This is a genomic window from Pseudomonas sp. Pmew2 (assembly GCF_058129885.1).
This window is the reverse complement of sequence record NZ_CM176702.1, coordinates 2,014,581-2,028,552: the sequence shown is the minus strand read 5'-3', so window position 1 is coordinate 2,028,552 and position 13,972 is coordinate 2,014,581. Positions and strand designations below refer to the sequence as shown.

13 protein-coding genes and 2 tRNA genes are annotated in these 13,972 nt (G+C 59.7%); 3 read left to right on the top strand and 12 right to left on the bottom strand.

Annotation, left to right across the window (positions count from 1 at the left end; translation table 11 throughout):
* Positions 1–97 precede the first annotated feature (97 nt).
* Positions 98–1,231: a nitrilase-related carbon-nitrogen hydrolase gene (locus AC4ANK_RS09400; protein ID WP_002552718.1), complete on the top strand. Its 1,134-nt coding sequence runs from the start codon at positions 98–100 to the stop codon at positions 1,229–1,231.
* Positions 1,232–1,233: 2 nt separating this feature from the next.
* Positions 1,234–2,274: an AraC family transcriptional regulator gene (locus tag AC4ANK_RS09395; RefSeq protein ID WP_002552717.1), complete on the top strand. Its 1,041-nt coding sequence runs from the start codon at positions 1,234–1,236 to the stop codon at positions 2,272–2,274.
* 6 nt (positions 2,275–2,280) lie between these two features.
* Here AC4ANK_RS09395 and AC4ANK_RS09390 read toward each other — a convergent pair whose 3' ends face one another.
* Positions 2,281–2,700: a hypothetical protein gene (locus tag AC4ANK_RS09390; RefSeq protein WP_010208991.1), complete on the bottom strand. Its 420-nt coding sequence runs from the start codon at positions 2,698–2,700 to the stop codon at positions 2,281–2,283.
* A gap of 121 nt (positions 2,701–2,821) precedes the next feature.
* Between AC4ANK_RS09390 and ilvA the strand changes: the two genes are divergently transcribed.
* Positions 2,822–4,357, top strand: coding sequence for a threonine ammonia-lyase, biosynthetic (gene ilvA / locus AC4ANK_RS09385; RefSeq protein WP_080900718.1), 1,536 nt, complete (start codon positions 2,822–2,824; stop codon positions 4,355–4,357).
* A gap of 158 nt (positions 4,358–4,515) precedes the next feature.
* On the opposite strand, the gene AC4ANK_RS09380 is transcribed toward ilvA, so the two are convergent.
* From AC4ANK_RS09380 to AC4ANK_RS09330, 11 genes are all read right to left on the bottom strand, one after another.
* The gene (locus tag AC4ANK_RS09380; RefSeq protein WP_002552716.1) at positions 4,516–5,334 is read right to left on the bottom strand and encodes a DUF2242 domain-containing protein; all 819 of its coding nucleotides are present in this window, start codon (positions 5,332–5,334) and stop codon (positions 4,516–4,518) included.
* A 233-nt stretch (positions 5,335–5,567) separates the two neighbouring features.
* A tRNA-Asp gene (locus tag AC4ANK_RS09375) sits at positions 5,568–5,644 on the bottom strand.
* 66 nt (positions 5,645–5,710) lie between these two features.
* Positions 5,711–5,786, bottom strand: a tRNA-Val gene (locus tag AC4ANK_RS09370).
* 149 nt (positions 5,787–5,935) lie between these two features.
* A complete protein-coding gene (locus tag AC4ANK_RS09365; protein ID WP_460383092.1) occupies positions 5,936–6,754 on the bottom strand; it encodes an SDR family oxidoreductase in 819 nt (272 codons plus the stop codon).
* Complete coding sequence (locus tag AC4ANK_RS09360) at positions 6,751–7,962, bottom strand: O-succinylhomoserine sulfhydrylase (protein ID WP_002552714.1); 1,212 nt, start codon at positions 7,960–7,962, stop codon at positions 6,751–6,753. Before AC4ANK_RS09360 ends, AC4ANK_RS09365 begins: the two co-directional genes overlap by 4 nt.
* 21 nt (positions 7,963–7,983) lie before the next feature.
* Positions 7,984–9,492 carry an amidophosphoribosyltransferase gene (gene purF, locus AC4ANK_RS09355; RefSeq protein ID WP_004657889.1) on the bottom strand — a complete coding sequence of 503 codons (1,509 nt, stop codon included), beginning with the start codon at positions 9,490–9,492 and terminating at the stop codon, positions 7,984–7,986.
* A 12-nt stretch (positions 9,493–9,504) separates the two neighbouring features.
* A complete protein-coding gene (locus AC4ANK_RS09350; protein ID WP_002552712.1) occupies positions 9,505–10,092 on the bottom strand; it encodes a CvpA family protein in 588 nt (195 codons plus the stop codon).
* 118 nt (positions 10,093–10,210) lie between these two features.
* Complete coding sequence (locus tag AC4ANK_RS09345) at positions 10,211–10,876, bottom strand: SPOR domain-containing protein (RefSeq protein WP_002552711.1); 666 nt, start codon at positions 10,874–10,876, stop codon at positions 10,211–10,213.
* On the bottom strand, positions 10,860–12,164 hold the full coding sequence (folC, locus tag AC4ANK_RS09340; RefSeq protein ID WP_460383096.1) for a bifunctional tetrahydrofolate synthase/dihydrofolate synthase: 1,305 nt from the start codon (positions 12,162–12,164) through the stop codon (positions 10,860–10,862). Before folC ends, AC4ANK_RS09345 begins: the two co-directional genes overlap by 17 nt.
* Positions 12,161–13,081, bottom strand: coding sequence for an acetyl-CoA carboxylase, carboxyltransferase subunit beta (accD, locus tag AC4ANK_RS09335; RefSeq protein ID WP_002552709.1), 921 nt, complete (start codon positions 13,079–13,081; stop codon positions 12,161–12,163). Before accD ends, folC begins: the two co-directional genes overlap by 4 nt.
* A gap of 249 nt (positions 13,082–13,330) precedes the next feature.
* Positions 13,331–13,951: a phosphoribosylanthranilate isomerase gene (locus tag AC4ANK_RS09330; protein WP_002552708.1), complete on the bottom strand. Its 621-nt coding sequence runs from the start codon at positions 13,949–13,951 to the stop codon at positions 13,331–13,333.
* Positions 13,952–13,972 lie beyond the last annotated feature (21 nt).

Here is a 13,972-nt window from a genome sequence, read left to right as displayed (position 1 = left end):
CAAGTTATTGATCCAAACGCGCAGCGGCACTTGGCAAGCGACTGACGTCGTCCTACCCTAGTCGACAATTCCCTGATGGCAGCCAGTCGGCCTTTTTATGCGCAAACTCTTCGCCATCTGTCTGATCCTGCTGAGCATAGCCAGCCTTGTCAGCTACGCAGTCTGGACCGGACAACGTCCGGCGGGCCACTACCTGTCCGATCTGCGCATTCGCCTGGCAATCAATGAAGGCGAGCCCGGTGAACGCGGAAACATGCTGGGCATCGAGCCGGAGCTGTTCCCCACGGACTACCAGAACACTGACCGACTGCACCGCAAGCTGGCCGCCTATCTGCAACAGGCCCGCGATTACGGGCTGATCAACCACAGAACGGTGGTAGTACTCCCCGAGCATATCGGCACCTGGCTGTTCGCCAGTGGCGAGAAGGATGAGCTTTATCAAGCAGCAACAGTCGATGAAGCGATGGACTGGCTGTCCTGGAGCAATCCGCTGCAATTCATCACGGCGATGCTCAGTGCCGAAGGCCAGGACCGTTTGGATGACGCCCATCTGCGCCTCAAGGCACGATCGATGGCACGCGACTATCAGGCACTGTTCGGCGGTCTGGCCAAAGAGTTCGGCATAACACTGGTGGCAGGCTCGATTGTGCTGCCGGAACCAAGCGTTGAAAACGGTCAGTTGAAAGTCGGTAAAGGCGCCCTGTACAACAGCAGCCTGACATTCGGCAGCGATGGCCAGCCGCTCGGCCAGCCTCAGCGTCAGCTGTACCCGGACCGTTTTCAGAAACGCTACGTGCACACGGCGAGCGACGCACCATTGAATGTGCTCGACACGCCCGCAGGGCGTCTGGCCGTGCTGATCGGTAGCGACAGTTGGTACGCGGACAATTACGCACGCTTGAATCAGAGCGGTGCGCAGCTGATTGCGGTGCCTGCTTTTGTGATCGGCAAGGCCACTTGGTCCGAACCGTGGCGCAAGCCTCGGCACTCAAGCATCGATATGGCAGCCGACAATCCAAGCGAGGGCGAAGCCTGGCATCGCCTGACCCTGATCGGCCGTCCAGCGCAAAGCAGTGCACAGGCAGGGGTCAGCGTGTTCATGCGCGGGCAATTCTGGAATCAGGGCGTTGCCGGGCAAAGTTTTGCCAGCCACGCAGGTCAGACAATTGCCGAACCGTCGTCTGACAATGGCCCCGCTGGCGGTGCCCGCCTGATCAACCTCTGGCTTTGACGATGCCGACCTTGACCCTGCGCCTTGGTGACCTGTCGGTGGGCTACATCCAGAGTCTGGCCGGTGCGGTCACTCGCTTAGGCAAGAATCCTGATCCGCTGCTCGAGCAGTACGGTCTGGACCCCGCCCGCCTGAGTCAGGCGCGTGCGCGACTGTCTATCCCACGCTACATGCGCCTGGGGCATGCTGCCATACAGCTTACCGGCCAGCCCGGGCTCGGCTTGCACATGGGCCAGCTCAGTCGTTTCGCGCATGCAGGTCTGGCGGGCGTGACCGCCGCCCAGGCTCCCACAGTGCGCGAGGCCGCCCGCACGCTGATCCGTTTCGAGCCATTGTATGCCTCCAACTATCGCGGTCAGTCGAGCTTTCACGAGGATGCGCAAGGCGCCTGGATGCGCTTCTATTCAATCAGCCCCTATAACGCTTACAACCGCTTTGTTGTGGACTCGATTTTGGCTGGCTGGCTGGCTCAGCTCTCAACACTGGCGGGCACCAGACTACGTGCACAACGTGTCGAGATCGAATTCGATGCGCCTGACTACGCCGCGCAATATGCCAGCCTGAGCGACAGCCCGGTGATATTTGCCGCAGCCACCAATCAACTGCGCCTGGATCAGAGCTGTCTTGCATTACGCAACCCTGACCACTGCCCGAGTACCTGGCGGCATTTGCTGCAATTATGCGAAGGCGAACTGGATCAACAGACCCGTACCCGCAGCTTGCGTGAACGCATTATTCAATTGCTTGGGCCGCTATTGAACGGTGGCAGGGAACCGGATCTGGAAGAGGTGGCGGCAAGGCTCAAGCTGCCGACCTGGACACTGCGACGCAAGCTGGCCGAGGAAGGCACATGCTTTCGCGCCGTACTCAATGACACGCGGCGTGATCTGGCGATGACTTATATTCGCGACACTGAACTGGCGTTCGGGGAGATCGCCTACCTGCTGGGGTTCGCTTCTGCCGAAGCCTTTCAACGCGCCTTCAAACGCTGGAACGCACAGACTCCAGGAGAGTTCCGCCGCAGCCAGCGCCAAAGCGCATGAAGCCTTTCATAACTCGGTAGCGTCGTCGGCAGGCTCTACCGGGTCCAGCTCCGATGCACGGTATTCAAGCAGTTCTTCCTGGTATTCGTCCATTTCTTCGCCCTCTTGGCTGATTGAGTATGGGTGATAATTAAAGCTGAAATAACTGACCGCAAGATCAACATTAAAGTGCCAATGTGAAATAAAAATGTTGATCCCTATCAAACAGACGAAAAAGATCGTCGCCGATTCAGCACGTCTCTCGATACGCGGCCAGCCAGGCACTATTGACTTGCAGGCCCGTGTCGACCTAACCTCAGGGCCATGAACCTCATCAAGCAAAACCTCGGCCAGATTATTATTACCGTCATTCCAGTCATGGCGGGTTAGCCGACGTTTGCAAAAACCCGCCCTGGAGGCGGGTTTCTTCTGTCTCCTGGGCAACATTATTGAACCAGGAGTCAGACATGATCGTTATCCCTCGCTCTATCGCCCTTCGCGCCTTCCTGAACCTGATTAGCGGTCTGCCATCTGTTGCCGCCCTGCGCATGTATGAGGGATCGACGCGATGAGCCAAGGCCAGCACGATCTGCTCAATCATTACGCCCGCAAAATCCTCACCTCCCGTGTTTATGACGTGGCTATCGAAACCCCGCTGCACGGCGCTCGCCAGCTGTCCGAGCGGCTGGGCAATCAGGTGCTGCTAAAACGAGAAGACCTGCAGCCGGTGTTCTCCTTCAAGATTCGCGGCGCGTACAACAAGCTGGCGCAATTGACCGCAGAAGAGGCCGCACGCGGCGTGGTCACGGCCTCGGCGGGTAACCACGCGCAAGGTCTGGCACTGGCAGCGCGTGAACTGGGCATTCTGGCGACTATCGTCATGCCGCGCACCACCCCGGAAATCAAGGTCGCAGGCGTGCGCTCACGGGGCGCCACGGTGGTGCTGCACGGCGACTCCTTCCCCGAGGCGCTGGCCTATTCGCTGAAACTGGTCGACGAACAGGGTTTCGTCTACATCCACCCGTATGACGACCCCGATACGATTGCCGGGCAAGGCACCGTGGCGATGGAGATTCTTCGTCAGCAGCCGGGGCAGCTGGATGCGATCTTTGTTCCGGTCGGGGGCGGCGGTCTGATCGCCGGTATCGCAGCGTATGTGAAATACCTGCGCCCGGAGATCAAGGTGATCGGCGTCGAGCCGGACGACTCCAACTGCCTGCAAGCGGCGATGGCCGCCGGGGAGCGCGTGGTGCTGAGCCAGGTCGGGCTATTTGCCGATGGTGTGGCGGTGGCGCAAATCGGCCATTACACCTTTGAAGTGTGCCGTCATTATGTCGATGAGGTGATCACCGTCAGCACCGATGAAATCTGCGCGGCGATCAAGGACATCTACGACGACACCCGCTCGATCACCGAGCCTGCGGGCGCGCTGGGTGTTGCCGGGATCAAGAAATATGTCGAGCAGCGCGGCATCAGCGGTCAGACACTAGTGGCCATCGACTCCGGAGCCAACGTCAACTTCGACCGTTTGCGTCACGTGGCCGAACGTGCAGAGCTGGGCGAAGGTCGCGAGGCGATCATTGCCGTGACGATTCCTGAACAACCGGGCAGCTTCAAGGCGTTCTGCGAGGCCATCGGCAAGCGGCAGATCACCGAATTCAACTACCGCTATCACACTGATCGCGAGGCGCACATCTTCGTCGGCGTGCAGACCCATCCCGAGAACGACCCACGCAGCGCCCTGATCGCCAGCCTGACCGGCCAGGGCTTCCCGGTGCTGGACCTGACCGACAACGAACTGGCCAAACTGCACATCCGCCACATGGTCGGCGGGCATGCCGAGCGCGTCGACGACGAAGTGGTACTGCGTTTCGAATTCCCGGAGCGCCCCGGCGCGCTGTTCAACTTCCTCAACCGCCTGGGCGGACGCTGGACCATCTCGATGTTCCATTACCGCAACCACGGCGCAGCAGACGGCCGAGTGGTCGCTGGCCTGATAGTGCCGGAGGAAGAGCGGCACCTGGTGGGCGCAGCGCTGGACGAGATTGGTTACCCGTATTGGGACGAGAGCGAGAACCCGGCGTATCGGTTGTTTCTGGGCTGAGGACGTGGATACCTCTCGTTCCTCATGCGGACCGGCATACCCACGCGGAGCATGGGCACGATAGAGGTTCTCTGGACACCTTGATTATCGTCCCCAAGCTCTGCGTGGGGATGCAGTTCTGGACGCTCTGCGTCCGCCGTGCATGATCACGACAGCCGTTATTGAGCGGGCTCAGCCTCGGCTGGCTTGGCGCTGTCTGCTGGCTCGGCTGCCGGTGTGTCGACCGTTTCCGCCTTGAACGATGCAGGCTCGGCTGGCGCTGGCAGTGGTTCGCTTGCCGCGGGCGGCGTGGCTGATTCGGCAGCGGGTTCGGCCTTGGCGGGCGACTCCGTTGCTGCTGGAGCCAGTTTGGCGGGTTCGGCCGCCTTGGCCGGCTCGGCTGCAGCAGGGGCTACATCAGGAACACCCAGATCTGCCTTGGGCTTCTCGACAATATGCGCAGCCTTTTTCACTTCCGGTGGCAGGAAGTTTTCCACCAGACCGAAAAAGCGCTCGTAGAACTTCGCCGATGACACGGTTTCACTGGCCACCTTGACCATCGAGTCATCAGTGGAGCCTATCGGCATCGAGACGGAACCCAGCACTCCAACCCCGAGGCTGGCCGAGTTGTTGGTCTTCTTCAGCGCATAGCGGTCCTGCAGAGCGTTGGCGAACATGGTGGAACTGCCGTCCTTCGCATCAGCGGCGCACACCAGATTGAAGCTGATTTCAATATGCGCATCGCCGGTCTGTTGAAAGCTCTTGCGACCGGCAATCATCTTCGGGTCGCTGCTGGTGATGATATAGCCCTGGCTCAACAAGGCACGCCGCCCCGCTTCGCAATAAGCCAGGTCGGTGGCGGGATAACTACGGGAGAAGGTCCCGGCGTCATCGAAATGTTCGTGGTCATAAACCGCCTGCTTCGGCGATGAACAACCAGCTGCCATCAACACGGCAGAGATCCAGAATGCGGTACGAACGTTCAGTAGCTTAAACATCGAAAATCCTGAGGAAGGAAAAGACTGCCAGCAAGACTGCGAACTGGGAAATGGCGGTAAGTCTGCAACAAGGCCGACGCTGGATCAACGTACAGATCAAAAGGATTTGGATACAACACGTGTTCAGGCCAACCACCCTACTCGCCTAAGGACAAAACGCAGACAACAAAAAAGCGACCCTAGGGTCGCTTTCGTGTTTGCTTCAAGGAGTTCAAGGGCCTTGAAGCGGTGTATGGCGCAGCGGACGGGACTCGAACCCGCGACCCCCGGCGTGACAGGCCGGTATTCTAACCGACTGAACTACCGCTGCGCATTGTGGACTTGCGTCCTTTTGATACTTTGAAAGCCCTCGTACTTCAGCTTTCAAACTCAACGATGGTGGGTGATGACGGGATCGAACCGCCGACCCGCTGCTTGTAAGGCAGCTGCTCTCCCAGCTGAGCTAATCACCCTTTGCTTCGTTGAGGCCGCGAAATTTACGCACCTAACGAACCTAAGTCAATAGCCTGATTGAAGTTTTTTAAAAAACAGGCTCAATCGCAAAACCGCTACCACACATCAAAAGCACAACAAAGAGTCAATGTTGGCAGACTGCACGAAACTATTCGGCGTAGACCATCTTGCGCGTCATGCCGCCGTCGACCACAAATTCCTGCCCGGTCACAAAACCGGCGTTTCTGGACAACAACCACGCAACCATCGCGGCCACATCTTCTACCGTCCCTACCCTGTCGGCAGGATGCTGGGCGTGATCGGTCTCGGACAACGGCTCGGCCTTGCGCAACGAGGGGTCGCGCGCATCAATCCAGCCGGGACTGACGGCGTTTACACGTATCTCCGGCCCCAGACTGATTGCCAGCGCGTGCGTCAGCGCCATCAGGCCGCCCTTGCTGGCCGCATAAGCTTCGGTATCGGCCTCGGACTGGCGGGAGCGAGTAGAGGTAAGGTTGACGATGCTGCCACAGTGCGCACGCAGGTAAGGCGCGCAATGCTTTGCGAGCAGCATCGGACCGCCGAGGTTGACTGCCAGTACACGGTTCCAGTGCGACAGCTCAAGGCTTTCCAGCGTAGTGTTGTGCGGATCGGCAATCGCGGCGTTGCACACCAGCGCATCGAGACGGCCAAACTGCCTGAGCACCTCGGCCACACCTGCCGCGACCTGCTCTTCACTGGCAACGTCCATGGCAATGAACAGGGCATTTTCACCCAGTGCACCCGCCACTTTGAAGCCCCTCGCACGATCCAGATCGGTCAGCACCACTTGCCAGCCCTCGGCAATCAGCCACGCCGCGATACCCAGCCCGATGCCGCGCGCGGCACCTGTCACCAGAGCAACACGGCCGTTGTGGGTGCTGGCAAATTTCAACGCCCACTCTTCGCCCGTCTCGCCACTGTTTTTGTTACCGGACTTGTCGTTCACAATGCCGCCAGACCACGAGCCAGGTCGGCTTGCAGGTCCGTCACATCTTCCAGGCCCACTGCAACCCGTATCAGGCTGTCCCGAATACCCGCTGCCTCACGCTCCTGAGGTGCCAAACGACCATGAGACGTAGTGCTCGGGTGAGTGATCGTGGTTTTGCTGTCGCCCAGGTTGGCGGTGATCGAAATCAGCCGCGTGGCATCGATGAAGCGCCATGCGCCATCCTTGCCACCCTTGACTTCGAAACTTACCACCGCGCCAAAACCCTTTTGCTGACGCTGCGCCAGCTCATGCTGCGGATGACTCTTGAGTCCGGCGTAGTGGACCTTTTCGATACCGTCCTGCTGCTCGAGCCACTCGGCCAGCGCCTGGGCATTGGCACAATGAGCGCGCATCCGCAGGTTCAGGGTTTCCAGGCCCTTGAGGAAGATCCACGCGTTGAACGGGCTGAGTGTCGGCCCGGCGGTGCGCAGGAAACCCACCACTTCCTTCATCTGCTCGCTGCGGCCGGCAACCACACCGCCCATGCAACGACCCTGGCCGTCGATGAACTTGGTAGCCGAATGCACGACAATATCAGCACCCAGCAACAGCGGCTGCTGCAAGGCCGGCGTGCAGAAACAGTTGTCGACGATCAGCATCGCACCCTTGGCGTGAGCGATTTCAGCCAATGCAGCGATGTCCACCAGCTCGGCCAATGGATTGGACGGCGACTCGACAAACAGCATTTTGGTGTTGGGCTTGATGGCCGCGTCCCAGCCACTCAGCTCTGCGAGCGGAACGTAATCCACCTCAATGCCAAAGCGTTTGAAGTACTTGTCGAACAGGCTGATGGTCGAGCCAAAGACGCTGCGCGACACCAGCACATGATCACCGGCACTGCACAGGCTCATCACGACCGCCAGGGTCGCCGCCATGCCGGTGGCCGTAGCGACGGCCTGTTCGGCACCTTCCAGCGCGGCGATGCGCTCTTCAAAAGAGCGCACGGTCGGGTTGGTATAACGCGAGTAGACGTTGCCGGGCACCTCGCCAGCAAAACGCGCGGCCGCATCGGCAGCCGTGCGAAAGACATAGCTGGAGGTAAAGAACATGGGATCGCCATGCTCACCTTCCGGGGTGCGGTGTTGCCCGGCACGTACGGCAAGGGTATCGAAACCCACACCTTCAAGGTCGCTATCCAGCCGACCTGCATCCCATTCCTGAGTCATGCCGCCCACTCCTTGTCCAATTTAGTTGTTGTACAGATCGATGATCGCGCTCACGGCCTGAGTCTTGATCTTGGAGGCGTCGTTACGCGCGCTCTCGATCCTGTTCAGATAATGCTCGTCGATGTCACCGGTCACGTACTTGCCATCGAAAACCGAGCAGTCGAAGTTGTCGATCTTGATCTTCTTGCTGCCACTGACCGCTTCGATCAGGTCATTCAGATCCTGATAAACCAGCCAGTCGGCACCGATAAGGTCGGCAACGTCCTGAGTGGAACGGTTGTGGGCGATCAGCTCGTGAGCACTCGGCATGTCGATACCGTAGACGTTCGGGTAGCGCACGGCCGGGGCCGCCGAACAGAAGTAGACATTCTTGGCACCGGCTTCACGGGCCATCTGGATGATCTGCTTGCAGGTCGTGCCGCGCACGATGGAGTCATCCACCAGCATCACGTTCTTGCCACGGAACTCCAGCTCGATGGCGTTGAGCTTCTGGCGTACGGATTTCTTGCGCGCAGCCTGGCCCGGCATGATGAAGGTCCGGCCGATGTAGCGGTTCTTGACGAAACCTTCGCGGAACTTGACGCCCAGATGATTGGCCAGCTCCAGCGCAGCGGTACGGCTGGTGTCCGGAATCGGGATGACCACATCGATATCGTGATCCGGACGCTCGCGCAGGATCTTGTCGGCCAGCTTCTCGCCCATGCGCAAACGCGCCTTGTAGACCGAAATGCCGTCGATGATCGAGTCAGGACGTGCCAGATAAACGTGTTCGAAGATGCACGGCGCATACTTGGGGTTGGCCGCACACTGACGGGTATGCAGCTTGCCATCTTCAGTGATGTAGACCGCTTCGCCCGGTGCCAGGTCGCGAATCAGGGTAAAGCCGAGCACGTCCAGCGACACGCTTTCCGACGCGATCATGTATTCGACGCCTTCGTCGGTATGACGCTGGCCAAACACGATAGGACGAATGGCGTCCGGGTCACGGAAGCCGACAATGCCGTAGCCGGTGATCATTGCCACGACCGCATAGCCGCCACGGCAGCGATTATGCACGTCGGTCACTGCGGCGAAGATATCCTCTTCGGTCGGCTGCAACTTGCCACGCACGGCCAGCTCATGGGCGAAAACGTTGAGCAGCACTTCCGAATCGGAATTGGTGTTCACATGGCGCAGGTCGGATTCGTAAATCTCCTTGGCCAGTTGTTCGACGTTGGTGAGGTTGCCGTTGTGCGCCAACGTGATGCCATAAGGCGAGTTGACGTAGAACGGCTGGGCCTCTGCAGACGTCGAGCTGCCCGCCGTTGGATAGCGCACATGACCAATGCCCATATGCCCGACCAAGCGCTGCATATGGCGTTGATGAAACACATCACGCACCAATCCGTTGTCCTTGCGCAGGAATAACCGGCCATCGTGGCTGGTTACGATACCGGCAGCGTCCTGGCCGCGGTGCTGGAGGACGGTAAGCGCGTCATACAGCGCCTGATTGACGTTCGACTTGCCGACGATACCGACGATGCCACACATGCGACACAACCCCTACTTAGTGGAACTGGATTTACCGAGCACATCCTGCGGCATTGTAGACGGCAGGATCTGTTCCTTGAACGGCAGATCAGCGGGTACGCTGATGCCGCTGGCGAGCCACTTGCTGGACATCCCTAGAATCAGGTTTTTCGACCAGTCAGCGACCATGAGAAATTGCGGCACCAGCCTGGACTGCTGCCACCATTGATCCTGTTGCACCGGCCCCAGGCTCAACAGCCCTACCGCTACAACGACAAGCAGGCCTCCGCGCGCTGCGCCGAAGACCATGCCGAGAAAACGATCGGTCCCGGAAAGCCCGGTGACGCGAATCAGCTCGCCTATCAGAAAGTTGACCATGGCGCCTACCAGCAAGGTGGCGACAAAAAGAATGGTGCAGCTCGCAATCACGCGGGCCGAAGGTGTTTCTATGTAATTGACCAGATACTGCGACAGCCCCGCGCCAAACATCCAGGCCACAACGCCTGCAATGATCCACGTCGTCAACGACAGTGCTTCTTTTACGAAGCCGCGCTTCAGACTGATCAGGGCGGAGATGGCGACAATTCCCAGAATTGCCCAGTCAACCGGAGTAAATGGCACGTTGCAGCCTGCAGACGGATAAGGCGGCGCATTTTAGCAGAGCGCCCGCCTGCCGGTAAGCAGCGATTACCGGCGCGAGGCATTTTCCTTTAACGCAAGGGCACGAGGTGCCGAACGGTCAGCCCCGCTCAGGCTGAAAGCGCACCACAATACCTTTGAGCTTTTGCTGTTTGTCGAGCTGATCGCGCAGACGATCAGCTTCGGCACGCTCGATAAGCGGGCCGACAAATACCCGATTAACGCCATCGGCAGTGCGAATGTAAGCGTTGTAACCTTGAGTTCGCAGGGTCTTTTGCAGGTTATCGGCGTTGGCACGGTTGGACATGCTTGCCAGTTGAACCGACCAGCTGATCGACAGCCCGTTGGCATCGACGCCAGCAGGTGCTGCTGGCTTGGCGGGTGCCGCAGGGGCTGCCGGGGCCGGGGCCAGAGCAGGCGCAGGTGCCGGCTTGGCAGCAGGCTTCGGGGCCGGGGCGCTGGCAACCGGGGGTGCAGCCGGAGTACTTGGGGCAGGTGCGATCGGCATGGAAGGCGGCTGGCTGCTGCTCATGTCATCGTCGTTGGGCACAGGCTCCTGAGGCAGGGCCTGAGGCTCCGGAACAGGCACCGGGTCGACCCGGATCTGCGAAGCCGCAGGTGCCTGGGGTGCGGACGGTGCATCGACCTGCACCTGACGCGTTTCATCTTCCCGCGTGAAGAGCATGGGCAAGAAGATGACCGCCACAGCGATCAGCACCAGTGCTCCAACCATTCGCTGCTTGAATACGTTATCCAGCAAAGCCATTTGCAGCGTCCTCATCGGTGTACCGGGCCACCCATTCCAGGGCCTCGGCAACACAGTAAAATGATCCGAACAGCAGAATCTCGTCATCGGGCGTGGCGTGCGCGCACTGAGCTTCCAGCGCCAACGCAACACTCTGATAGGACGTCACGCAGGCGCCAAGGTTCTGCAAGGCCGAATGCAACTCTTCTGCCGGTCGGCTGCGCGAGGTAGGAAGCGGCGCAACGGCCCACTCATCGATGACCGGCACCAGATGCGCGACCACACCCTCGAGGTCCTTGTCGTTCAACAGGCCAAATACGGCGCGACGCTTGCCGACAACCGGCTGGCGCGCAAGGCATTGCTCCAGAAATTGCGCCGCATGGGGGTTGTGACCCACATCGAGAAGCAGATTGAGCCGCTTGCCTTGCCAGCTGACAGTTCTGCGATCAAGACGACCGGCGAGCCGGGTCTGCGCCAGAACCCGCCCTACTGCATCCGTTTGCAGCGGGTACCCCAGCAAGGCAAACGCCTGAAGTGCCAACGCTGCGTTCTGCATAGGCAGGTCCAGCAGTGGCAGACCGCGCAGTTCGACCTGTTCGCCGTGAGCAACACCACGCCAGTCCCAACTGTCCTTGCCTATCGAGAGGTCGAAATCACGACCACGCATCAGCAGCGGGCAACCCAACTCACGAGCCTTGGCCAGCAGCGGCTCGGGTGGTTCTGGATCGCCGCACAACGCTGGGCAACCGGCACGAAAGATTCCGGCCTTTTCGAAGGCGACCGACTCACGGGTGTTACCCAGATACTCGGCGTGATCAACACCGATACTGGTGACCAGCGCGAAATCCGCATCAACAAGATTTACCGCATCCAGGCGACCACCCAGACCGACCTCCAGAACGACCGCATCCAGCCGGGCCTGTTCGAACAGCCAGAATGCCGCCAGCGTGCCCATTTCGAAATAAGTCAGGGTTACATCACCACGCGCCGCTTCAACCGCCGCGAACGCATCGCATAACTCCAGGTCGGTTACCTCGACACCCTGCACTTTCACCCGCTCGTTATAGCGAATCAAATGTGGGGAGCTGTAGACACCGACTTTCAAGCCCTGAGCCTGCAACAAGGCAGCGACAAAGGCGCAGGTTGATCCCTTGCCGTTGGTGCCGGTCACCGTAATCACCCTGGGAGCCGGACGCGTCAGCCCCAACTGCTGCGCTACCTGCCGAGAACGATCCAGCCCCATGTCGATGGCGGATGGATGCAGTTGCTCCAGGTAAGCGAGCCAGTCGCTCAGGGATGTAGAGGTCATATCGTGGCCGGTGCCGGTGGAACGACGATAGGCTCGATGACCGGCGCTACAAAACGAGGCGTCGGCAGGTTCATCATCTGCGCCAGCAGGTTACCCAGACGCGGACGAAGCTCGCTACGCGAGATGATCATGTCGATAGCACCGTGATCCAGCAGGAACTCGCTACGCTGGAAGCCCTCTGGCAGCTTCTCGCGAACGGTTTGCTCGATCACGCGAGGACCGGCGAAACCGATCAGCGCCTTGGGCTCGGCAACGATGACATCGCCCAGCATGGCCAGACTGGCGGAAACGCCGCCGTAGACCGGGTCCGTCAACACCGAGATAAAGGGCAGGCCTTCTTCGCGAAGACGTGCCAGAACGGCCGAGGTCTTGGCCATCTGCATCAGCGAGATCAGTGCTTCCTGCATGCGCGCACCGCCGGAAGCGGCGAAGCAGATCATCGGGCAACGATTTTCCAGGGCGTAGTTGGCGGCGCGCACGAAACGCTCGCCGACGATGGCGCCCATAGAACCGCCCATGAACGAGAACTCGAATGCTGACGCCACCACCGGCATGCCCAGCAGGGTGCCGCTCATGGAAATCAGCGCATCCATTTCACCGGTCTGCTTCTGCGCAGCGGTCAGGCGGTCCTTGTATTTCTTGCCGTCACGGAATTTCAGACGGTCGACCGGCTCAAGATCGGCACCCAGCTCTTCGCGGCCTTCAACATCCAGAAAAATATTCAGGCGTGCGCGCGCACCGATACGCATGTGGTGGTTGCACTTGGGGCAGACGTCCAGGGTCTTTTCCAGCTCCGGGCGATACAGAACCGCCTCGCAGGACGGGCATTTGTGCCAGAGGCCTTCGGGAACCGAGCTCTTTTTGACCTCGGAACGCATGATCGATGGGATCAGTTTGTCTACCAACCAGTTGCTCATGCTTTATATCTCCAGTACCGGTGTGGCTCGAACGGCTGGCGATCACGCGCCAGTCGCATGCCCTCGGATAAATTCGTGTATGGACGATGATGAAGGATAGCGATCGACCCAAGCCAGACCTGCACATCCCTCACCCCGATTTTTCACAACGACGGCGTTGCACTCTGGCACCACCGCTTACTTGATTCGACCCGCATGCCTCGTGGCAGGGACAGGCTTATGGACGGCGGCCGACCGGCAACCATCACATCAGGTGCCATGCACCGCACTCATGAACGCAAGGATCTTTTCCCGATCCTTGATGCCCCTGCTCTTTTCGACACCGCCGCTGACATCCACGGCGTAGGGCCGAACCTGGGCAATGGCCTGCGCCACATTCGCCGACGTCAGCCCGCCCGCCAGAATGACCGGTTTATCCAGATCGTCCGGAATCAGCGCCCAATCGAAGGTTTCTCCGGTGCCGCCAGGAACACCCTCTACATAGGTGTCGAGCAGCACGCCTCGCGCATTGCGATAGGTACGGCAAACCTGAGCGATGTTATCACCCGCCTTGACCCGCAAAGCCTTGATGTAGGGGCGATGATAACCATCGCATTCATCAGGTGTTTCATCGCCATGAAACTGCAGCATGTCCAGCGCAACCGCATCCAGCGTCTCGTTGAGTTCGCAGCGGCTGGCGTTGACGAACAGGCCGACAGTGGTAATGAACGGCGGCAACGCGGCAATGATAGCGCGAGCCTGCAGCACTGTTACTGCACGCGGACTTTTCGGGTAGAACACCAGGCCAATTGCATCGGCTCCTGCCTCGGCTGCAGCCAGAGCATCCTCTATGCGGGTAATCCCGCAGATCTTGCTGCGAACGGCTGACATATAGTGAGCAACCTCAGACCT